Source organism: Kribbella sp. NPDC023855 (assembly GCF_040639475.1).
Taxonomy (GTDB): Bacteria; Actinomycetota; Actinomycetes; order Propionibacteriales; family Kribbellaceae; genus Kribbella.
In genome coordinates, this window is the sequence record NZ_JBFAAA010000001.1 from 1,070,871 (window position 1) to 1,092,131 (window position 21,261).

Annotated in this window: 17 protein-coding genes and 1 pseudogene; 6 read left to right on the forward strand and 12 right to left on the reverse strand. The window is 67.7% G+C overall.

Translation table 11 applies throughout. From position 1 onward, the window contains the following. Nucleotides 1-72 precede the first annotated feature (72 nt). From AB0F51_RS04940 to AB0F51_RS04950, 3 genes and pseudogenes are all read left to right on the forward strand, one after another. Complete coding sequence (locus tag AB0F51_RS04940) at nt 73-3,939, forward strand: glycosyl hydrolase family 28-related protein (RefSeq protein ID WP_360274102.1); 3,867 nt, start codon at nt 73-75, stop codon at nt 3,937-3,939. A gap of 20 nt (nt 3,940-3,959) precedes the next feature. After that, complete coding sequence (locus AB0F51_RS04945) at nt 3,960-5,054, forward strand: Gfo/Idh/MocA family oxidoreductase (RefSeq protein ID WP_360274105.1); 1,095 nt, start codon at nt 3,960-3,962, stop codon at nt 5,052-5,054. A gap of 364 nt (nt 5,055-5,418) precedes the next feature. Continuing rightward, nucleotides 5,419-6,081 (forward strand): annotated as a pseudogene (locus AB0F51_RS04950) (ice-binding family protein); the annotation flags it as partial. Nucleotides 6,082-6,136: 55 nt separating this feature from the next. Here AB0F51_RS04950 and AB0F51_RS04955 read toward each other — a convergent pair. Then, nucleotides 6,137-6,442, reverse strand: coding sequence for a hypothetical protein (locus AB0F51_RS04955; RefSeq protein ID WP_360274607.1), 306 nt, complete (start codon nt 6,440-6,442; stop codon nt 6,137-6,139). A 331-nt stretch (nt 6,443-6,773) separates the two neighbouring features. Here AB0F51_RS04955 and AB0F51_RS04960 point away from each other — a divergent pair, with 331 nt between their 5' ends. Beyond that, complete coding sequence (locus AB0F51_RS04960; protein ID WP_360274107.1) at nt 6,774-7,535, forward strand: class F sortase; 762 nt, start codon at nt 6,774-6,776, stop codon at nt 7,533-7,535. A 7-nt stretch (nt 7,536-7,542) separates the two neighbouring features. Here the strand turns inward: AB0F51_RS04960 and AB0F51_RS04965 are convergent, their stop codons facing one another. The 7 genes from AB0F51_RS04965 to AB0F51_RS04995 all read right to left on the reverse strand — a co-directional run bounded on the left by AB0F51_RS04965 (nt 7,543) and on the right by AB0F51_RS04995 (nt 14,852). Then, nucleotides 7,543-8,106, reverse strand: coding sequence for a GNAT family protein (locus AB0F51_RS04965; RefSeq protein WP_360274110.1), 564 nt, complete (start codon nt 8,104-8,106; stop codon nt 7,543-7,545). Then, entirely contained in the window at nt 8,103-9,377 is a 1,275-nt protein-coding gene (locus AB0F51_RS04970) for an ROK family transcriptional regulator (RefSeq protein ID WP_360274113.1), read from the reverse strand. Before AB0F51_RS04970 ends, AB0F51_RS04965 begins: the two co-directional genes overlap by 4 nt. A gap of 95 nt (nt 9,378-9,472) precedes the next feature. After that, a complete protein-coding gene (locus AB0F51_RS04975) occupies nt 9,473-10,738 on the reverse strand; it encodes an enolase C-terminal domain-like protein (RefSeq protein ID WP_360274116.1) in 1,266 nt (421 codons plus the stop codon). After that, the gene (locus AB0F51_RS04980) at nt 10,738-11,646 is read right to left on the reverse strand and encodes an NAD(P)-dependent oxidoreductase (protein WP_360274118.1); all 909 of its coding nucleotides are present in this window, start codon (nt 11,644-11,646) and stop codon (nt 10,738-10,740) included. Before AB0F51_RS04980 ends, AB0F51_RS04975 begins: the two co-directional genes overlap by 1 nt. After that, the gene (locus AB0F51_RS04985; protein WP_360274121.1) at nt 11,646-12,530 is read right to left on the reverse strand and encodes a carbohydrate ABC transporter permease; all 885 of its coding nucleotides are present in this window, start codon (nt 12,528-12,530) and stop codon (nt 11,646-11,648) included. Before AB0F51_RS04985 ends, AB0F51_RS04980 begins: the two co-directional genes overlap by 1 nt. Beyond that, a complete protein-coding gene (locus tag AB0F51_RS04990; protein ID WP_360274124.1) occupies nt 12,527-13,462 on the reverse strand; it encodes a sugar ABC transporter permease in 936 nt (311 codons plus the stop codon). The genes AB0F51_RS04985 and AB0F51_RS04990 overlap by 4 nt, the downstream gene beginning before the upstream one ends. Before the next feature lie 4 nt (nt 13,463-13,466). Next, nucleotides 13,467-14,852 (reverse strand): extracellular solute-binding protein, encoded by a 1,386-nt coding sequence (locus tag AB0F51_RS04995; RefSeq protein ID WP_360274127.1) that lies wholly within the window; start codon nt 14,850-14,852, stop codon nt 13,467-13,469. Nucleotides 14,853-15,023: 171 nt separating this feature from the next. On the opposite strand from AB0F51_RS04995, the gene AB0F51_RS05000 reads away from it, so the two are divergent. After that, nucleotides 15,024-15,491, forward strand: a complete 468-nt coding sequence (locus tag AB0F51_RS05000) for a GNAT family N-acetyltransferase (protein ID WP_360274130.1) — start codon at nt 15,024-15,026, stop codon at nt 15,489-15,491. Here AB0F51_RS05000 and AB0F51_RS05005 read toward each other — a convergent pair. The 3 genes from AB0F51_RS05005 to AB0F51_RS05015 all read right to left on the reverse strand — a co-directional run bounded on the left by AB0F51_RS05005 (nt 15,488) and on the right by AB0F51_RS05015 (nt 18,403). Next, nucleotides 15,488-16,570 (reverse strand): DUF4185 domain-containing protein, encoded by a 1,083-nt coding sequence (locus AB0F51_RS05005; RefSeq protein WP_360274132.1) that lies wholly within the window; start codon nt 16,568-16,570, stop codon nt 15,488-15,490. The genes AB0F51_RS05000 and AB0F51_RS05005 overlap by 4 nt on opposite strands. Before the next feature lie 364 nt (nt 16,571-16,934). Beyond that, on the reverse strand, nt 16,935-17,756 hold the full coding sequence (locus AB0F51_RS05010) for a sulfurtransferase (protein ID WP_360274135.1): 822 nt from the start codon (nt 17,754-17,756) through the stop codon (nt 16,935-16,937). Then, nucleotides 17,753-18,403 carry a thymidine kinase gene (locus AB0F51_RS05015; protein WP_360274138.1) on the reverse strand — a complete coding sequence of 217 codons (651 nt, stop codon included), beginning with the start codon at nt 18,401-18,403 and terminating at the stop codon, nt 17,753-17,755. Before AB0F51_RS05015 ends, AB0F51_RS05010 begins: the two co-directional genes overlap by 4 nt. 126 nt (nt 18,404-18,529) lie before the next feature. Between AB0F51_RS05015 and AB0F51_RS05020 the strand changes: the two genes are divergently transcribed. Continuing rightward, a complete protein-coding gene (locus AB0F51_RS05020; protein WP_360274141.1) occupies nt 18,530-20,140 on the forward strand; it encodes a S8 family serine peptidase in 1,611 nt (536 codons plus the stop codon). Here the strand turns inward: AB0F51_RS05020 and AB0F51_RS05025 are convergent. Further along, entirely contained in the window at nt 20,137-21,261 is a 1,125-nt protein-coding gene (locus AB0F51_RS05025; protein ID WP_360274143.1) for a nucleotide pyrophosphatase/phosphodiesterase family protein, read from the reverse strand. The two genes, AB0F51_RS05020 and AB0F51_RS05025, sit on opposite strands and share 4 nt — an antisense overlap.

Here is a 21,261-nt window from a genome sequence, read left to right on the forward strand (position 1 = left end):
TGAATAAGTAACACGCATGGTTTAACTTACACGCACCCTGCTCTTGGGCCCGCCACCTGGAGGTTTCCTGCCATGTCCTCACGACGCCTGCTCGCGGGTCTGCTGCCCGCGATCCTGTTGGGTGGCGCGCTCGCCGCACTCCCGGCGCACGCGGCATCGATGTATCCGAGCGGCGTCGGCGCCGACCTCGGCGCCACTCCCACCACACTGGGCGTGAAGCCCACCGCCGGCGCCGACCCGGCCGGCCTGCGGACCGGTACCGAGCAAGGCCGCACCTACTGGCGTACCAACCAGGCCGCCGACACCGCCTACTTCACCTTCGACGTCGACAGCGACTACGTCGGCGAACTGAACGCCGACGACGTCGTCGTCACCGTCACCTACCTCGACACCGGCACGGGCACCCTCCAGCTCCAGTACGACGCTGCCGCCGACCCAGCCGCCCGCGCCGACGACGTCCAACTCAAGAACACCGGCCAGTGGCAGACCGGCACCTTCGCCTTGAACGACATCGAGTTCGCCAACCGCCTCGGCGGCGGCGACCTGCGACTCCAGGGCAGCGACGACATCACCGTCGCCGGACTCCGCATCAGTACTGCGGGCGCCTCGGTCGAGCTCGGCGCCTCGCCGGCCCAGAGCGGCATCTCGCCCCGCGCAGGCGACCGCCCCGAAAACCTCATCACCGGCGTACAGAACGGCCGGCCCTATTGGCAGACCGACCGAACCGCGCCGGCGCCCGGTACGAACTTCTTCTACATGAACGTCTCCGACACCTACCTCTACGACAACCGCAATCTGGTGCTGGTCAGCGTCGACTACTTCGACGAGGGCAACGGCCAGTTCGGGCTGCACTACGACTCCCCCGGCGAGACGATCCCGGAGAAGTTCAAGAACTCCGAAGTCATCACCTACGGCAACACCCAGACCTGGAAGACCCACACCTTCGCACTGACCGACGCGGTGATGACGAACCGATCGAACGGTTCCGACTTCCGGATCCACACCGGTGACGGCGCGGTCGACCTCAAGGTCGCGGCCGTCCGAGTCGCCAAGGTGGCAACGGTTCTCGACGTCACCGAAGGCCTGGTCGACCTGATCGACGAGGCGGCCCGGATCCAGAAGGCCGCCCGGGAAGGCTCCCGCGACGGCCAGTTCCCGATCGGCAGCCGAGCAACCTTCTCGCAAGCCATCGACGACGCCCGCACAGTCGCGACCACCCCCGGTGTCACCGACGCCCAGGTGAAGGCCGCACTCCAAACCCTGCAAGCCGAACTCGACGCCTTCAAAGCATCCGTCGTCGACACAAACTTCGCACCAGCCGGTACTGCGAGCGCCAGCGGTGGCACCGCCGCATCGAACGCGAACGACCGAAACCACCAGACCATCTGGACCAGCGGAGCGGGCGATTCCTGGCTCCAGCTGGATCTCAAGATGCCACGTGCGGTCAACGACGTTCGCGTCGAGTGGGCGCAGACATCCTCACCCGACTACACCGTGCAGGTCTCGAACGACGGCACCAACTTCACCATGGTCGGCCGGACCGGATCGCCCGGCGCCAACCAGTTCAGCAAGACCCGCTTCGCGACCGTCGAGGCGCGCTACGTCCGAGTCGTGATGACCGGCGCCGACAACTTCACGGTGAGAGAACTGCAACTGCGCGAGTCACCGGTCGTGATGCCGAAACCCCAACTGGTCGACACCGTCAATCCGACCGAGGACGGCGTGATCGCCGACTTCGACGCCACCCGGTACGGCGCCGACCGCACTGGCCGCAAGGACTCGACCAAGGCAATCCAGCAAGCGATCTACGCCTGTCAGGACGCGGGTGGTGGAACCGTCTGGCTTCCGGCCGGCAAGTACCTGGTCAAGGACACGATCGAAGTACACGCCTTCTGCACCGTCCGGGGCGACCGGCGCGATCCAGACCTGGACAGCAAGCGCGACTACGGCACCGTCGTGATCGCAGACCTTGCCTCAGGCAACGATGGACCGTCGCTGTTCCGGATCGGCGGCTCAGCCGGCGTGGTCGGCCTGACGACGTACTACCCACGGCAGAACGCGACCACCCCGATCCCGTACGGCTACACCTTCGAGATCCCCGGCGGCGCCTGGATCGGCAACGAGAACTACATGATGTCGACCGTCTCCGACGTCACCCTGCTCAACTCGTACCGCGGGATCGGGATCAGCACGATGCCGAGCGATCGCGGCAACGCGCCGAGCTCCGGCCAGGTGCACGAGTCGACGACGATCCGGAACATCCGCGGAACCGCCTTGTTCGAAGGAGCCCGCGCCTACAACGGCGCGGACGTCGGCACCTGGGAGAACGTGACGCTGAGCAACGCGTACTGGGCCGCTGCGCCGTCGGCATACCGGCCGCCTGCTCGCGCCGCGCTGGACACGTGGACCCGTGCCAACGGCACTGGGCTCGTGCTGGGTGATCTCGAGTGGGACCAGTTCCACAAGATCACGCTCTCCGACTACAAGGTCGGTATCCAGATCGTCGCGGGTCAGCGCGCGCAATTCACGGGCAGCTTCCTGCAGCCCGACATCCGGCGTACTGGGACCGCATTGAAGGTGGACGTGATGGACGACCGGTGGGGACTCACGCTCGCGGGCGGCCGGCTGGAAGGCGAGCAGGCCATCCAGAACGACTCCCGCGGCTATGTGAAGGTCACCGGCACGGCACTCACCGGCTCGGTCGCCGGAATCGTCCACCGGATGTCAGGCAACGCGCCGAGCTACACCCAGCGAGCGCTCCCCGGACCGGCCCGCAAAGCCTTGTACGTCGTGGATGCGCCGCATGGCGTCGGCTACCTGCCGGCGGCCGATGCGACCAGCGCAGTACAGAGGATGCTCGACAAGGCCGGCCGTGAGGGCGGCGGGATCGTCTATCTGCCGGCCGGGTGGTATCGGATCAACACCCGGCTCAGCTTGCCCGCGAAGGTGGAGTTGCGCGGAGCTTCCGCAGTACCGAACCGGGACCAGGGCGGACTCAGTGGCGGCACGGTCCTGCATGCCTTTGAGGGAAGGGGAACTGCGGCACCCGACACCGCGCCCGCGCTCGTGACGCTTGCAGGCAAGAGCGCCGGCCTCCGCGGACTGCGGGTCTTCTACCCCGAGCAGAACCCGGGCAAGGCCGAGGGTGTCGTGCCCTACCCGTACGCCGTTCGCGGCATGGGCGCGGCGACGTACGTCGTCAACGCGGGCTTCCCGAACGCGTGGAACGGGATCGACTTCACCACCCATCGCAGCGACGGGTTCGTCGTCCGCAAGGTCGCCGGTGCCTTCTTCGATCACGCCATCGCGGTCGGCCGCAGTACCGGTGGAAGGATCGAGGGCGTGCTGTCCAACGGCAACGCGGTCACCCGGATCGGGTACCAGCAGCCGCACTGGATGGACGAGGGCGGGATCTTCGAGCTGGTGATCGACAAGTACATGCGCAAGACGGCCAAGATCGTCACTGTTGACGGCGCGACCGGGCTGACCTTGTTCAACGTGTTCGCGTACGGCTTCCACGACGGGCTGGTCGTCAACGACGGTCAGGTGGACGCGTTCAACCTCGGCACCGACAACCTCGGTGAAGGCGGCTTCACCGTGAAGGTCGTCCGGGGTGACGTCGAGGCAACCAACCTGGCGCGCTACAACGGCGCGACCAGCACCGGACCGGTCACGCTGCACAACGTGATGGTGATCAACGTCGTGCAGCGGCGGGTGGCTGTTGTGGCCGTCGGCAACGGCACGGTGAGCATTGCCGGCAACGAGTCCGAACCGGGTACTTACGAGGTCGGCGCGCAGGTGACCGTGACGGCCGAGCCAACATCGGATAGCGTTTTCCGGAGCTGGACCGTGGACGGCGTGGTGGTCTCGACCGACGCGTCGTACAGCTTCGCCGTCTCCGCGGACCAGGTGCTGACGGCGAACTTCGCCGCGCAGTAGACCGCCGACGAAGGGGCGAGATGTCCGACTCGACGAACCACCACCAGGTCGCCATCGTGGGCTGCGGCATCATCGGCCGCACCCACGCCGACACCATCGCGGCCCGGCCGGACGCCGGCGTCACCGCGCTGGTCGACGGCGACACCGCCACCGCGGAAGCCCTGGCCGCCAGGCTGACCGAAGCCGGGCAGCCGGAGCCGAAGGTGTACGGCGATCTCGGTGCGGCCTTGTCGGGCTCGGACATCTCGCTCGTCGCGATCTGTACGCCGAGCGGCACGCACGCGGCGCTCGCCGAGCAAGCGCTCAACGAGAAGAAGCACGTCGTCATCGAGAAGCCGCTCGACGTCGACCTCACCCGGGCCCGCCGCCTCGGCGCGGCGGCCACCCGGGCGGCTGGTCACGGGGTCGTGTCGTCGGTGATCAGCCAGCACCGCTTCGACCCAGGCAGCACGCAGGTCTCGGAGGCGATCAGAGCCGGCCGCTTCGGCCAACTGACGTCGGCCGTCGCCACCGTCGCATGGTGGCGAAGCGACGAGTACTACGCGTCCGCCGGCTGGCGTGGCACCTGGGCTCAGGACGGCGGTGGCGCGCTGATGAACCAGGGCGTGCACACGGTCGACCTGCTGCTGTGGTTCATGGGCCGGCCGGTTCTCATCCAGGCGCAGGCGCTCCGGGCGGCACACCACGAGATCGAGGTCGAGGACACCGTGGTCGCCACGCTGACCTTCGAGAACGGCTCGGTCGCGACGCTGCACGCGACGACCGCGGCCTTCCCTGGTGGCCGCACCCGTGTCTCGGTCCACGGCACCGAAGGCGGAGCCGAGCTCGAGGACGACGTACTGCGCCGGTTCAACGTGGACGGCTCCCCCGACGAGCATCTGGCCACGGGGGAACGCCGTGGCGGACACGTCGCGCAGTACGCGGACATTTTCCATGCCATCGGCAACGGCGTACAGCCTGGCATCACCGTGCACGACGCCATCGACGCCCTGGCCACCGTCCGCGCCGTCTACATCGCCTCCACGCTGCAACGGCCGGTCAAGTTCGTGGATGTGCTGGAAGGCCGCTACGACGATGTCGACGTCAGCCGCGGGATCCGCCTCCCACCAGCATGAACCCGACCGGTAGTTGAATCAGGCAACCACCCGCCTTGGTTGCCTCTCGCATCGGTCGAGCCATTGACGGGACCGGGGTCGTGACCTAACGTCGCAGACAGTAACGAACTGTGATCGACGAAACGCGCGGCCGGAACGGCCGCCGTCGGTCCAACGGGGTGCGAACCCGCCATCAACTCGCGGCAGGCCTGGATTCCTGCCGATGGCGAGCTCCCGATCTCTTGCTGCCGGCCCCTGCCTGCCCTCGAGATGTCGTCCGTGCCGCACGGACCCTCCTTCACGAAGAACTGTCAGAGCACCAGACGTTGTCGCCCGCTGGGGGCAGGTGGCTCGCAACGAAGGACTCACGGGTGATTCGATCATGATGTTTTTCTCCAGGAACGGGCCGGCCCAGGCACGATGGCAACTGAGCGTGCTGGCGGTCGTGGCGGCAGTCGCGGCTTCTGCGGGTGGCCTGCTGGCCACCAGCAGCAGTGCTCCGGCGGCGGCAGTCGTCGTTCCGCTCGGTACCGCCGAGAGTTTCGTGGTCCTGGCGGGCGCGGGAATCACCAACACGGGACCGACCACCCTGAACGGCGACATCGGCAGCTTCCCCAACCCTGCGATCACCGGTACAGGCACGATGACGATCACCGGCACGAACCACGCCGGGGACAGCGTCACGCAGCAAGCGAAGGACGATCTGGTCACGGCGTACAACTACGCCGCGGCAGAGGGGCCGCCGTCGCCGATCACTGACGACCTGGGCGGCAAGACCCTGACCCAGGGCGTCTACAACTCGGCCACCTCGATCGGGCTGACCGGAGCGCTCACTCTGGACGCCCAGGGCGACGCCGGCGCGGTGTTCGTGTTCCAGGCAGGATCGACGCTGACAACGGCCTCCAGCAGCAGCGTGCTGCTGGTCAACGGAGCGAGCGCCTGCAACGTGTACTGGCAGATCGGCAGCTCCGCGACGATCGGCACCGCGACCAGTTTCCGCGGCACCATCATGGCGATGACCTCCATCACCATGCAGACCGGAGCCACCTCCATCGGCCGCATGCTGGCCCGCACCGGCTCCGTCACGCTGGACACCAACACCATCACCAAGCCCAACTGCACCACCACCCCGCCGACCTCACCCCCGACCTCACCGCCCACGTCACCGCCGACTTCTCCGCCGACGTCGCCTCCGACTTCTCCTCCGACGTCGCCTCCGACGTCACCTCCGACGTCACCTCCGACGTCGCCCCCGACTTCCCCGCCGACTTCCCCGCCCACGTCGCCCCCGACTTCCCCGCCGACTTCCCCGCCCACGTCGCCTCCGACGTCACCTCCGACGTCGCCCCCGACTTCCCCGCCGACTTCCCCGCCCACGTCGCCCCCGACTTCCCCGCCGACGTCGCCACCCACCTCACCTCCGACCTCACCTCCGACCTCACCTCCGACGTCGCCACCCACCTCACCTCCGACCTCACCTCCGACGTCGCCACCCACCTCACCTCCGACCTCACCTCCGACGTCGCCACCCACCTCACCCCCGACTTCACCGCCGACCTCACCCCCGACTTCTCACCCCACGAAGCCGCCGACGGTTCCGCCCACGCCGCGGCCGACCGTGCCCAGGCCTCCGCAGGTCACCGAGACACCCGAGGGTCCAGTCGGTACCGGTGATGCCTCCGGCTGGTCCATCTGGCTGATCGCGCCGCCCATCGCACCGTGGTTCGGCTGGATCACTCCGTGAAGCCCGGCGCAGCGGGCCTGCTCGCGGTGACGGCTCTCGTCGCGGCTGGTTGCAGTAGTGAGTCGGGCACGGGGCCGACTTACACCAACCCGGCCTCTGAGGACACCGCAACGAGCACCCCCGCTGCGCCGACCACCACCCCGCGCATCACCAACCCACCCACCACAACCCCACGCCCCACCACCCCGGCCAACCCCACCCCCCACAAGCGGACCAAGCCCACCCCAGTACTCCGCCCGAAGCCAACCGCCGAGCCCACCAGGCCTCGACGACCCACCAGCCAGCGCCCGCGCAGCGTGCGCCAGGCACCGATGCGGAAGTCCGCGCCAACCCGGATCGTCATCCCCGCGATCGGCGTCGACTCATCCCTGATCCGCCTCGGCCTCGACCGGAGGGGCAGCCTCCAAGTCCCCCCGCATGGCTTCCCCGCCGGCTGGTTCACCGGCGGGCCAACACCGGGCGAGACGGGCCCAGCCGTCATCGTCGGTCACGTCCGCTGGGCCGGCCGGCCAGGAGTCTTCGGCCCGCTCCGCGACGTACGCGCCGGAGACAAGATCGCCGTCACCCGCAACGACCGAACCACCGCGACCTTCCGAGTGACCCGGATCAGCCAATACTCCAAGTCCACCTTCCCGAGCGCGGCGGTCTACGGCAATCTCGACCACGCCGGTCTGCGCCTGATCACCTGCAGCGGACTCGACTCCACGTCCGGCAAGTTCGAAGCCAACCTCGTGGTCTTCGCCGACCTGATCCGCTGAGACAAGCTCAGGCAGGTTCGCCAGGAGCGCGGGTGTTGAGAATCCGCTGGTACAGATGGCAGGTCTGCCAAACCCCCGCGATATGGAGGTAGTCAGGAGCAGTACCGATCTGGCTGAAGCCACACTTACGCAGTACGCGCTGCGAAGCCTCGTTGCCGACCAGAGTGCTGGCCTCGATGCGGTGCAGACGAAGCTCTCGATCCGCCACCTCGGCCACAGCCTGTACTGCGGTCGTCGCCAACCCCTTGCCGAGGAGGTCCTTGTCGATCCAATAGCCCAGGCTCGCGCTCCGGAAGGGACCGGGAACGATGTCGGTCAGCGTGACCGCGCCGACCACCCGGTCGCCCTGGAACAGGAACCACGGCACGACCTCGCGGTTCTGGAAGCGGACCAACTGCGCCTTCAGGCGGTCTTCCTGACCGGCCGTGGTGAACCAGCGCTCGGAGCGGACCGGCTCCCACGGGGCGAGATGCTCGCGGTTGCGGACTTGGGCTTCGGCGAAGGCGGCCGCGTCGGCCAGCGTCGCCACCCGGAGCTCGATGTCGGCGGTCAGGGTCTGATCGAGAGTCACTTCGGCAGCCTACGAGCCTGGCTGGAGCCGCCGACCCGTGGGGTGAACGCGTCGTGGAAGATCGTCGAGGCAGCACCCACCGCGGCCGCGTCGGCCTGCAGCATCGACTCCTCCACCGCGACCGTCCGGGTGCCCTTCGCGATCGGGTAGGAGTTCACCGCCCGGTCGATCTCGGACAGGAACACCCCGGCGATCTCCGGGGCGAACGCGGGCCCGCCGAGCACGATCAGATCGATGTCCAGCAGATCGACCAGCCCGACCGCGCCCTGCGCGATCACCGACGCCACTTGGGTGACCGCCTTCTGGGCCGCTTCGTCACCACCCGCGGCGGCTTTGCAGACCGCCTTGTAGCGCTTCGCCTCGTCGGTGGCTTCCGGGTCGGTCTCGACATAGCCGAAGCCGGCCGCGATCACCGGCAGGGATGCGGTCGGGTTGCATTCGGCCAGCATCCGCGGACCGCCCTGCTCGTCCCACTCGCCCATCTTCAGCGCGCACAGCTGGCCGAACTCGCCCGCGTTCGCGGTCAGACCGCGATAGATCGAGCCGTTCAGGATCAGCCCGCTGCCGACCCCGGTGCCCAGGTAGAGATAGGCGAAGTCGCGGGCCCGCGCCGACCGGCCGATCCAGCGTTCGCCGATCGCCGCCGCGGTGCCGTCCTTCTCGACCAGCACCGGATGGTTCAGCTTGCCCTGCAGCAGATGCCGGATCTCCAGCCCACGCCAGGCCGGTTGCAACGGCAGGTCGAGCAACGTGCCGTCGGCATTGATCGGACCCGGTACTGCGACTCCCACGCCGAGCATCGATTCGGTGTCCACCTGGCTGATGCTCAGCGCCGCCGTCACGGTTGCGGCCGCGAGATCGACCAGCCGGACCGCATCCAGGTCAGCGGCCAGATCGACGGTCTCGCGTCGCACGATCGTCCCGTCCAGATCGACCACCGCGACGGTCAGCAATTCGGGGTCGATGTGGATGCCGACCGCATGGGCCGCGTTCGACCGCAGCCGCACCGGAGTACGGGGTTTGCCGAGGCGTTCGGCGCGTTCTTGTTTCTCCTCGACCAGCAGGCCCTGCTGCAACAGGATGCGCAGGATCCGCGACACCGACTGCTGGGTCAGCCCGGTCCGCCGGGAAATCTCCGTGCGGCTGATGATGCCGGCCAGCCGGATCGTCTCGATGATCACGGCCTCGTTGAAGGAGCCCAGGTCGTACTGGTTCGCGCCGGACCTGGTCGGCTCGTCGAGCACCGCCGACTCACTCTCTGGCGTGACCATCGCCGACCTCCTCGTTTCTTACTTTCCCCGTTGATGAAAAGGCTCCCCGGACTAGCCGAGATCGTACCCCGCGGTGCGCGGCGCACCGGCGGATCTCAGGGTGCCTCCAAAGCCCCGTCAAGACGCCGGACGCCGGCCGCCCACTCGTCGTGGCCGGACAGTTCCGCGGGATACCGCGCCGCGGCCGCCAGGTCGATGTCGATCCCCCAGCCCGGCGACTCGTTCGGTCGCAGCCAGCCGTCAACGATCCGCAGGGTGCCCGGGAAGACCTCGTGCACCGCCTCGTTGTACAGGTGACCCTCTTGGATGCCGAAGGCAACAGAACTGACGTCGAGCGCCACATTGGCCGCGGCCCCGATCGGAGAGGTGTCGCCCGGGCTGTGCCACGCGGTCCGTACGCCGCACAGCTCGGCAAGGTCGGCGATCTTGCGCGCGGGCGTCAGCCCGCCGATCCCGGAGATGTGCGACCGGATGAAGTCGACGCCACCGTCGCGGACCAACCTGACCGCGTCGCTCATCGACGTGGTCAGCTCCCCCACGGCCAGCGGCACCGGCGAGGCGGCCCGGACCTCGGGCAGCCGGTCCCAGTGCTCGGGCGGCAGGACGTCTTCGAGGAAGAACAGCCGATACGGCTCGAGCGATCGGGCCAGCAGCACCGCTTCCTTCGGGGTCAGGCGCGAGTGCACATCGTGGAGCAGTTCGATGTTGTCCGGCAGCGATTCGCGGGCAGCGGCGAAGAGCTCAGGCGTAGTACGGAGGTAGTCGCGGGCACTCCAGCCGTTCCGGTACGGCGCATTGGGGTAGAGCGTCGCGAGTCGCGGGGCGCCGTACCCGCCACCGCCTGGCGTCGACACCTGCAGCCGGACGTGGCGCCAGCCTCGCGCGACGAAGTCCTTCGCCTGCTCCAGAGTCTCCTCGATCGTGATGCCGCCGGCATGGATGTAGGTGTCGGCGGCGGCCCGGACCTTGCCGCCGAGCAGCTCGTGGACCGGCATCCCGGCGCGCTTGCCGGCGATGTCCCACAACGCCTGGTCGATCCCGGAGATCGCGTTGTTGGTGACCGGCCCGCCCCGCCAGTAGCCGGAGAAGCCGGCCAGCCGGACCAGATCGCCGATGTCACCGGGGTACCGGCCGATCAGCAGCCGGGCGAGATGCTCGTCGACAAACGTTTGAACGGCCTTCCACCGCTGGGTGAAGGTGGCGCACCCGAGCCCGTACAGCCCCGGCTCGGTGGTGTCGATCTTGACCACCACCAGTGGGATCCCCTGCGGTGCGGTCACGATCGCCCGCACCGCCCGGATCCGGAGGTCGTCGCGGACCGGCCAGGGCTGGGCGAAGGTCGCGGGTGTCTCTTGCGGCATCAGGTCTCCGGTGTGTCCGTCGGAAGGGGAAGAGTTGGCAACTCGAGTTCGTGCCGTGCCTGGAAGCCGAGCACGGTCCGGGCCGCGGTCAGGTCGATCGGCACCTCACGTCCGGCGAACCGCCGCAACCTCGGTACGCCGGGCGCGAACGCGTCGAGCAGCGCCTCGGTCTCGTACGGCGTACTCGTGGTGCCGGCGGCAACAAACAAGGTGTGTGCCCCGGACAACGATGCCGTCAGCCCCAACTCGATCGCGTACGCCGCGTCCCGCGTGTCGAGGTAGGCCCAGGCTTCCCGTACTCCGCCTGCCGGGTCCTCCTTGAGCCAGTCGGACTGACGTTGCAGCGCCTCGGGTGAGTTCACGTGCGGGAACCGGAACGCCACGACATCGATTCCCCAGCGCCGCCAGGCCATCCGGCAGGTGTTCTCGTCGTTCTGTTTCGACAGCGAGTACCAGTCGGCCACATCGGCCGGGATCTTCTCGTCGAGCGGGTAGTAGGCCGGCCGGATGTCGTCGGGATTGAACGGCACCCCGAAGGCGTTGATGCTGCTGGCAACCACTGCGCGTTTGATGCCGAGGGCACCGGCCTGGGCCAGCACGTTGAAGGTCGACACCACGTTGGTGGAGTAGACCTCGTACGGCGTACCGGCTCCCGGGTGGGGCAGGGCGGCCAGGTGGACGACCGCGTCGACGTCCTCAAGTGCCATCGCGACATCGGCCTCCGACCGGGTGTCGCCGATGACGATCCGGTCCGCCTTCAGCCCGTCGTCCTCGACGATCGTCAGCGCCGTCACCAGCGCTCCCAGCTCGCTCAGGTGCCGCGTCACCACCGACCCGATCCGTCCCGCGGCTCCCGTCACCAGCACCCGGCGATCCGCCAGTCCCCACTGCTTCTTTTGTTCTGTCACTACTCCTTGATACCCCCTGACATTCCGACGCCCCGCAAGAACTGCTTCTGGAAGATCAAGAAGAGCACGACCGGGATCAGGACTGCCAGGAACAATGCGCTCATCTGCAGGGAGATTCCAGTGGTCTCCGCCACTCTGGGCAGCGCCACCGAGATCGGTTGCAGTTTCGGGTCGGGCAGGACGAGCAATGGCCACAAGTAGTCCTTCCACGATCCGATCACGGTGAGCAGCGCGACTACTCCGAGGATCGGCTTGGACAGCGGCAGGATCAGGGCGGTGAACAGCCGCAGGTTGCTCGCGCCGTCGATCCGCGCCGCCTCGATCAGTTCGCGCGGGATCGCGTCGAAGTACCGCTTCATCACCAGGATGTTGAACGCGCCCGCGGCCTGCGGTAGCCAGACCGCCCAGAACGTGTTCTGCAGGTTCACCCCCAGCACCGGCATCTTGAGGATGGTCAGGTAGAGCGGCACCAGCGAGATCACGCCGGGCAGGAACAGGGTCGCCAGCACCGCGCCGGTGACGACCGGGCCCCACTTCGGCCGGAGCACGCTCAGGACGAAAGCGCCCGTCGTACAGACGAACAGGGTCGACAGCAGCGATCCGATCGCGATGATCGCCGTGTTGCCGAGGTACGAGCCGATCTGAACGCGGGTCCACGCGTCCGGCATGTTGTGCCACTGGATGCCGCTCGGCCACAACTGCATCGGTCCCTGCAGGATGTCCTGGCTGGTCGACAGCCCGGACTTGAGCAGCCACAAGAGTGGACCCACTCCAGCAATCACCACGCCGACGAACAACAGCACCTGGATGGCCGGCAGTCCGTACTGGATCAGTGGCCGCCGGCGGTCGGCCGCCGAGATGATTCCGCGCTCGTCGGCCGTCATGGGGTGCTCCAGCGCCGGGTGAGGAAGTGGTACACGATCGACAGCACGCACAGCACCAGCGCGAGCAGCACGCTGAGCGCGGTGGCGGCACCGAAGTCGCCGTTGATGAATGCGTAGCGATAGATCAGCAGCAGGATCGTGGTGGTCGCGTTGTCCGGACCGCCGCCGGTGAACAGGAACGGTTCGGTGAACACCTGGAACGTCCCGATCAGCTGCAGCAGCATCATGATCAGGATGATTCCGCGGATCTGCGGCAGCGTGACGTGCCAGACTCGCCGCCAGATCCCCGCCCCGTCCAGCTCGGCCGCCTCGTACAGCTCGGTCCGTACGCCGGTCAGCGCGGCCAGGTAGATGATCGAGGTGGCCCCGGCGCCGGCCCAGGTCGCCTCGAGCACGATGGCCGGCATTGCCAGGTCCGGCGAGTTCAGCCAGGCGAACGGGCCGATGCCGAACCAGCCGAGGACCGCGTTGAACACGCCGGACTCGCCGGGGTCGTAGAAGAACTTCCACAACAGGATCGCCGCCACCGGCGGGACGACCGCCGGCAGGTAGGAGAACACGTTGTAGAGCCAGCCGGTCTTGCGCAGCTCGCTGATGAAGACCGCCAGGAACAAGGGCACCGGAAAACCGAAGATCAGCGCCAGCAGAGCGAAGTACAGGGTGTTGAGCGTGGCTTGCGGCAGTTGTGGGTCGGTCAGGACGTAGCTGAAGTTGGCGGTGCCGACCCACTCGGGTGTGGTGACCAGGTTGTTCTTCTGGAACGACAGCACCAGGCCGCGCACGATCGGGCCCCAGGAGAAGTACAGGAAGATCAGTACCAGGGGCAAGGCGAAGAGGATGCTGCTCAGTCCGCCGGAGCGGTACCAGGTGACCGGGCTCCGGCGGTACCGAGCTGTGGGCATCGGCGTCGACAGACGCGTGAGGACGGCCATCGGGCTACCGCGCCAGGCGGGCGTCGATCTTCGAGGCGGCGTCGGTGAGTAACTTGTCGATGTCCGCGTCCTTCTTGGTCAGCACCTGCTGGACGACCGGGTCGAGCAGCGCGTAGACCTCCTGGCCTTTCTTCACCGGCTCGGGCAGCAGCTTGAGGGTTTTGGTCGACTCGATGTAGCCCTTGAACTGCTCGACCGGCACGTTGTTGTAGGGCTCACGCCACTTGTTGTACCGGTCGTAGGTCTCCTGGCTCAGCGGGGTGATCCCGGGCCGGCCGACGAAACCCTTGTCGGCGATGGTGTCCTTGGCGTTCTGCACCGCCAGCGCCTCGGTGGTGTACTTGTCGAACTCCTGCGACTTGATCCACTTGAGCGCCGCGACGATCTCGTTCTTGCTCGCCTTCGGGTTGATCATCTTGATCGACCCACCAGTCAGCGTGCCGTGCGGGCCGCCGTCCTGCGGCAGCGCGCCGTGACCGTAGTCGGCCGGCTTCATGCCGAAGTTCTTCACGCACATGTCGTAGGCGTCCGGTGCCTGCATGATCATGCCGATCTTGCCGGCCGCGAAGTCCTGCCGGGCCTCTTCCTGGTTGTAGAGGAAGTTCGTGCCCATCGTGTTGTCGGTCCAGCGCATGTCCTTCAGCAGCTGCAGCGCCTTCTTCGCCGCCGGTGCGTCGTTGAAGGTGCTCTTCTTGCCGTCCGGGCTCTGCACGGTGCCGCCCATGCTGTAGGTCATCGTGGTCAGCATCCAGCCGCCGGTGTTGTCCTTGGTCAGCTGCGCGTACCCGGCCTTGCCGGTCTTCTCGGTGATCTGCTTGGCGTACTGACGGACCTCGTCCCAGTTCGTCGGCGGCTTGTCCGGATCGAGGCCGGCCTGCTTGAACAGCGCCCGGTTGTAGGCCAGCCCGACCGAGAAGGCCTCGAACGGTACGCCGTAGATCCGGCCCTTGTCGTCCTGGACCATCTTCAGCGTCTCGGGGTTGAGGTCCTTGGTCAGGTCGACCAGCTTGAGCTCGTCGGTGATGTCCGGCAGCTGCTTGTTCGGGATCATGTTCAGCGGCTCGGTGAAGCTGATGCTCATCACGGTCGGCAGCGAGCCACCGGCCACCTGCGCCTGGAAGGTCTGCGCGTCCCACTCGGTCTCGGTGCCCTTGACTGTGATGTTCGGGTGCGCCTCGGTGAACTTCTTGATGTTGCGCTCGAAGGCGGCGACATCGGCCGGCTTGTCCGGCTTGGGCTTGTTGCCGACCGTGATCGTCACCGGGGCCTTCTCGTCGATCGCGCCCCCGCTGCCGGTCGCCGCCGGGGTGGTGCCGTCCGCGCAGGCCGCCGCCGTCAGCAGCAACGCCGCCGAAGTCAGGGTCGCGACGCACCGTGCCGTTCTCGTCATCGGAACTCCTCAGGTTTCCGGGAACACCCCAACCACCGAGCGGCCCAGGGGTGTGGTCTGGGCCACAGGAGCCCAATCCCCGAGTAAGTTAAACCATGCGTGTTACTTTATCAATGCCAAGCTCCAGCTAAACCGCTCGCGGCAGCACGGCCGTTCGGTGAGGATGGTGGAATGCTGATCCGGGCGGCGACGACCGACGACCGTGAGTTCCTCGAGCGGATGTTGCTGGAGGCCTACAACTGGGACGGGCAGCCGCGCTTCACGATGGAGCAGTTGGCGGCCGAGGACCATGCCTGGCGGTACGTCGACGGCTGGATGCGACCCGGTGACTTCGGGGTCGTCGCTGAAGACGGCCGCCCGATCGGTGCCGCGTGGGCGAGGTTGTTGACCGCGGATCGGCCGGGCTACGGGTATGTTGCGGACGGCGTGCCAGAGCTCAGCATCGGGGTCATGCCGGAACATCGCGGTCGTGGCGTCGGGCGCGCTCTGCTCGAAGCGCTCGTCCGCGACGCAGCGCAGTACGGGCGGTTGAGTCTGAGCGTGGAGCCGGAGAACCGGGCGGCAGAGCTCTACCGCTCGCTCGGTTTCCGGAAGGTCGGCCATAGCGGAGGGTCCGACACCCTGCTCCTCGAGCTCTAGCCGAAGTTGCGGGTGCGGAATTGCATGACTCGGTAGGGCCAGCCGGCGTTGGTGTGCCATTGGCTGACTGACAGGTGCAGGTCCGACAGGGTGGAGCCCGGGATGATGTAGCCGCCGTACAGCTGGGCGACGTGGTTGTCGTTCTCGGCGCCCCAGGCGCCGCCGTAGATGAGGGTCTGCCGGTACGCCGTGTAGAGGTTCGACGTCGGCGTGTCCATGATGATCCCGTCGATCCGGTAGTCACCCGCGTTGAACCAGGTGAGCACCCACTTGCCGCCGAGCGGCCGCAGGCTCATCTCGCCGAAGCTCCCGGTCAGGATCGGTGTGGCCGGGTTGCCCCAGGCCCAGGCGCCGTCGCGATAACCCCACGGCTCGTACGCCGCCGGGTTGGCGATCTGGTTGCTCCGGACCCGCTTGAGGATGATCGGTTTGTTCCGCTGGAAGCCTGTCGAGTACACGTAGACGTAGCCGTCATTGCCCTCACCCCAGGTGAGCAGTTGGAACAGGCCGCCGTCGAGGTCGGCCGGGAACTTCGCGTCGGTGTGATACCAGCTCGCTCCTGAGTTGTCCGAGCGCCAGATCTCTGTCCACACAACGGTTCCGAGCCCTTTGTTCACCATCGCGTGCAGGTACATCGATCCGCCGATGGTGATCACGTCCGACGGCAGCACGGTCGAGAAGGTCGGGTTGTCGTGCGGGTAGTCCCACAACTGCTGGGCGGCCGCTCCCCCGACGGCGCCTGACCACTTCACGCCACTGTTCAGATCGGTCGTCGTCGACCACAACGCCACCGGCGACCGCCACCAGCCGCCGCCCACCCTCGGCTCCTCGAACGTGTCGCCGAACATGAACAGCATCCGCCCGTCCGGCGTCCGCACCGGAATCCCCAGGTCCGTCGCCTGCATCCGGAACCGGTCGGTCAGTCCAGGTCCGGTCAGATCGGCCACCTTGTTCGTCAGCACCGCCTGTACTCCGCTCCCACCAGCCGCGGCGAGACCCGGAGCGGCGAGCAGCGCGCCGGCGCCTGCCACCGCTGCCTTCAGGAACGTCGATCGCTTGATGATCGGTTGCGGTGTCATCAGGAACTCCTCCGGGGCGGTGGATGGGAAATCGATTTCTCGCTTCACCATCGTGGAGTGACTCACCGAAGTCAAGGACTCACTGTGCGGAGACTTTTCCAGGATCTTCGAACTGCTTGAACCAGCTCGCGCGGCTGGCAACACTGGCGCGGACTAGTCCGGAATCGACAGAGGAGGAGCGGTGAGCCGTGATTTCTGAACTCCGCGGACGCGACCAGTAGACCGACCACCCAGCAGCGACTTCGAAGGGATGGGCACATGTCCGGCAAGGACCAGTAAGTGATCGCCCATCAGAACGCCACCAGAAGGGATGGGCAGATGTCCGGCAAGGAGCAGTGACGCGGACGGCCGCTCCTGGCGCAGGTCAGGAGCGGCCGGTGGCGATCGGGCGGTTCGGATCGGTGATCCACTCCGACCACGAGCCCACGTACACCGGCGCCTCGATGCCGGCGATCTCCAGGGCCAGTGCCTCGTGGGCCGCGGTGACGCCGGAGCCGCAGTACGCGCCGACCGGGACCGAGCCGTCGGCACCCAGAGCGGCGAAGCGAGCGCGGAGGTCGTCAGCGGACAGGAATTGACCGTCGGCGGCGACATTGGCCGTGGTCGGGGCGTTCACCGCCCCGGGGATGTGCCCGGCGACCTTGTCCATCGGCTCGACCTCGCCCGCGAAACGTTCCGGCGCACGAGCATCCAGCAGTACGCCGGTGGCGGCCAGCTCCGCAGCGCCTTCCGCATCCAGCATCGGGATCTGCCCGGCGGTGGCGACGCAGCTGCCGTTGCCGTCCTCAGGGATCTCGGTGCTGACCTCTCCCCCGGCCGCTCGCCAGGCCGCGAGACCGCCGTCGAGGACGCGGACGTCGCGCAGTCCGAAGTACCGGAAGACCCACCGGGCGCGGGCGGCGGCCATCGAGTTGGCGGCGTCGTAGACCACCACCGAGGTGTCGGCCGAGACGCCGGCGCGGCGCAGCGCCGTTTCGACAGTAGTTGCCTTAGGCAACGGGTGTCGGCCGCCGTCGCCGGGCGGTCCGGCCAGCTCGGTGTCCAGGTCGACGAAGTACGCGCCGGGCAGGTGACCGGCCAGGTAGGCGTCGCGGCCGGGCGGGCCCATCAGGTTCCAGGTGACGTCGATCAGTACCGGCTTGGTGCTGGCCGCGAGCAACGACTCGGCAGAGATCAGCGGGTTCACAGGGCGCCTCCGAACGGGAGTACTTCGGGTGACAGGGTGGCACGAGCGCGAGCCGCGGTCAGCCGGCGCCGGTGGTGGCGACGGCAGAGCACCTCGTAGGCGACGTCCGCGGCGTTGGTGACCATGTCGCCGACCACCAGCTGCTCGCCTTCGGTGACCATTTCACCACCGACCGTGCGAGCGTTGTGGGTGGCCCGCTCGCCACACCAGCACAGCGCCTCGACCTGGAGCAGTTCCATCCGGTCGGCAAGCTCGACCAGCCGCGCCGAGCCCGGGAACAAGGTCGCCCGGAAGTCGGTCAGGATGCCGAAACAGAACACGTCGATCTGCAGCTCGTCGACGAGCCGGGCCAGTTGCTCCACCTGCTCGGGCTGATAGAACTGCGCCTCGTCGGCCACCACGTAGTCGATCCGCCCACCCTGGGTCAGTTCGTCGACGACGTACTGCCAGAAGTCGAAGTCCGGTTTGACCTCGATCGCATCGGCCTCCAGCCCCAGCCGCGACGACAGCGTCGACTCCCCCGCCCGGTCGTTACTGGTGAAGATCCTGCCCAGCCGGCCCCGGGCCGAGTGGTTGTGATCCATCTGCAGAGCCAACGTGGACTTACCGCAGTCCATGGTCCCGGTGAAGTAGAGCAGGTCAGCCACAGACGCCCATCCTGCCAAAGCACCTACCCCGTCAAGTACGCCGGGGTGCGTCGGCTTTTGTTCTGGACCTTTGGCGGGGTCTACTTGGTTGTGCGCAAAGGGCTGATTTTGTTTCTCACGGTGTGTGTGACGCTGGCGGCTACGGCTGTGCAGTCGGTGGCTGTGCCGATGCGGGTCGAGGCCGGGTTGCGGGCCTACTTCGTGATTACGGCTCCTAAGCAGACCGCCGGGGTGACTGCGGCTGTCACGGCGAACGCCGGCACTGTCTACGCGGCGTACGACGCGATCGGGGTGCTCGTGGTGCATTCGGCCAATGCGGGCTTTGCGGGCGCGATGCGGTCGGCGCCTGGGGTTCAGAAGGTGGGGGCGACCCGTACGTCGGATCTCCCGCCCGCGGTGGCGAACCCGGCGATTCCGGCGGCGTTGCCAGAGGTGCCGAACAGTTCGCCCGAGACCGCCCGGCAGGACATGACGATGATCGGTGCCGACAAGGCCTGGGCGGTGAACCCGGGGTCGAAGGCGATCACCGTCGGAGTACTGGACACCGGAGTCGACGACCAGCACCCGGATCTCGCAGCCAACTTCGACGCGAGCAAGTCGGCGTCCTGCGCCTACGGCAAGGCGGACACCCGGCCAGGAGCCTGGCGGCCGGTCGCCGCGCACGGCACGCACGTCGCCGGCACGATCGCCGCGGCCAAGGACGGCAAGGGCATGGTAGGTGTCGCGCCGGGGGTGAAGGTCTCGTCGATCCGGGTCGCCGAGCCCGAGGGCAAGCAGCTGTTCTTCGCCGAGAACACGGTCTGCGCGTTCGTCTTCGCCGCCGACAAGGGCGTCTCGATCACCAACAACAGCTACTACGTCGACCCGTGGATGTTCCTCTGCCCGACCGACCCCGACCAGGACGCGATCCAGGAGGCCGTACGGCGTTCTGTCGCGTACGCCGATTCCAAGGGCGTGGTGAACGTCGCCGCGGCCGGCAACGAGAACTACGACCTGGCCGCGAAGGCCACCGACGTCACCAGCCCGAACGACTCCAAGCCCGGTCTCCGCTCCATCACCGACCAGTGCATCAGCCTGCCGACCGAACTGCCGAACATGATCGTGGTGGCGGCCCTCAGCCCCGACGGCACCCGGGCGAACTTCTCCAACTACGGCGAAGGCAAGATCAGCATCGCGGCGCCCGGCGAGGAGGTCTACTCGACCGTTCCGGGTGGCGGCTACCAGTCGATGGACGGGACCTCGATGGCCTCGCCCCACGTCGCCGGAGTCGCCGCGCTGGTTCGCAGTACGAATCCCAAGCTGACACCCGAGCAGGTTCGCGCCCAGCTCTCCACCCAGGCCGATGACATCGCGTGCCCGGCCAGCGCGGGCGCCCGGTGCAAGGGGACGGACGCGGTGAACTCGTTCTACGGCGAGGGCATGGTCGACGCCGCGAAGGCGGTCGGCGCGAACTCGAAGGTGCCGACGTCGGCCGTGACCATCACCAAGCCGGCCGAGCAGCTCGGCTTCGGTGGCGCGCCGGCCATTCCGCTGTTGCTCAAGGGCACCAGCAGCAAGGGCGAGGTCAGCTACACCGCCTCCGGGTTGCCACCAGGCTTGAGCATCGACGCTCAGCGCGGCTGGATCACCGGCGTACTGACGCCTGGCTCGGGCCGCTACAAGGTGACCGTGACGGCTCGGGACGCCGAAGCGAAGACAGCGCAGGCGAGTTTCTACTGGAACGTCTGGAGCTTCTAGAGCCCGGTGTCGACGAGGAGCGGGATCGCCATCTCGTCCTGGGTGAGCGAGCCGTGCAGCCCGATCAGTCCCGCCTCCTGCGGATAGCGACGGCTCGCGACCAGCGCGACCGGGCCGAGCGAGGCCACGATGACGTCACCCAGCCGCGGTGCGACGCGCTCCTCGACCGCGCCGAACCATCCCTGCGCGATCGCTTCGTCCCGGCTGAGCACCAGGGCTTTGTCGCCGACGCGTTCCCGGTACGTCGCCAGCACGTTCTCGGTCGAACCGTCGACGCAGTACAGGTGCCGGAAGCGCGACTCGCCACCGATGAGCCGTACGCCGTCGGTCAGTGCGGGGTCCGCGTCGAGATCGAGCCGGTCCTCGGCGGCGACGTCGATCATGCCGTGGTCGGCGACGACGAGCAGTACTGCGTCACGCGGCAACGCCGACCTGACCCGGGCCGCGAACGCGTCAGCGGCAGCCAGCTCCTTACGCCACTGCCACGACTCGCTCCCCTGTCCGTGACCGGTGTAGTCGAGCTGGGAGTCGTAGACGTAGACGAGTGACTTGTCGCCCTCGCGGCTCGCGAACCTGGTTGCGTCCAGGCGATCGTCGACCGTGTCGGCACCGCGATGCTTGCTACCGCGGAAGGCCGCAGCTGTCAGCCCGGAAGTATCGAAACGCGCCTTGCTGACGTTGCGGGTGGCAACACCCGCGGCGGCGACCCGCTCGAACACCGTCTGATGTGGTTGCCAACGGCGCGGATCGACCGGAGCGTCCCACTGCAAGGCGTTCAGCAACGCACCGGTCTCCGGCACGATCGACGTGTAGCCGACGATTCCGTGAGCACCCGGCGGCAGCCCGGTACCGAGGCTGGTCAGGCTGGCCGCCGTAGTCGACGGGACTCCAGCGGTCAGGCTCCGGCCGGTCAGCGACGACAGGTACGGCGCAGTCTCCGCGTTGCGCTGGAGCAGGTTCCAGCCGAGGCCGTCGAGCAGCAGTACGGCGTACCGGGGTGCAGGAGGCAGGTCGAGCAGGTTCTGCTCGCCGGGGACCCCGAGTGCACCGGCGACCGACGGCAGCACGTCTGCGAGTGACCCACCGCCGTAGGCGGGCAGGATGGGCGCCTGACCGGACAA

Excerpts from the sequence above, each read along its gene's own strand:
- AB0F51_RS04995 (WP_360274127.1), bottom strand. The coding sequence starts at position 14,852 with ATGACGAGAACGGCACGGTGCGTCGCGACCCTGACTTCGGCGGCGTTG.
- AB0F51_RS04975 (WP_360274116.1), bottom strand. The coding sequence starts at position 10,738 with ATGCCGCAAGAGACACCCGCGACCTTCGCCCAGCCCTGGCCGGTCCGC.
- AB0F51_RS04985 (WP_360274121.1), bottom strand. The coding sequence starts at position 12,530 with ATGACGGCCGACGAGCGCGGAATCATCTCGGCGGCCGACCGCCGGCGG.
- AB0F51_RS05005 (WP_360274132.1), bottom strand. The coding sequence starts at position 16,570 with ATGACACCGCAACCGATCATCAAGCGATCGACGTTCCTGAAGGCAGCG.
- AB0F51_RS04970 (WP_360274113.1), bottom strand. The coding sequence starts at position 9,377 with ATGGTCACGCCAGAGAGTGAGTCGGCGGTGCTCGACGAGCCGACCAGG.
- AB0F51_RS05000 (WP_360274130.1), top strand. The coding sequence starts at position 15,024 with ATGCTGATCCGGGCGGCGACGACCGACGACCGTGAGTTCCTCGAGCGG.
- AB0F51_RS04990 (WP_360274124.1), bottom strand. The coding sequence starts at position 13,462 with ATGGCCGTCCTCACGCGTCTGTCGACGCCGATGCCCACAGCTCGGTAC.
- AB0F51_RS04940 (WP_360274102.1), top strand. The coding sequence starts at position 73 with ATGTCCTCACGACGCCTGCTCGCGGGTCTGCTGCCCGCGATCCTGTTG.
- AB0F51_RS04945 (WP_360274105.1), top strand. The coding sequence starts at position 3,960 with ATGTCCGACTCGACGAACCACCACCAGGTCGCCATCGTGGGCTGCGGC.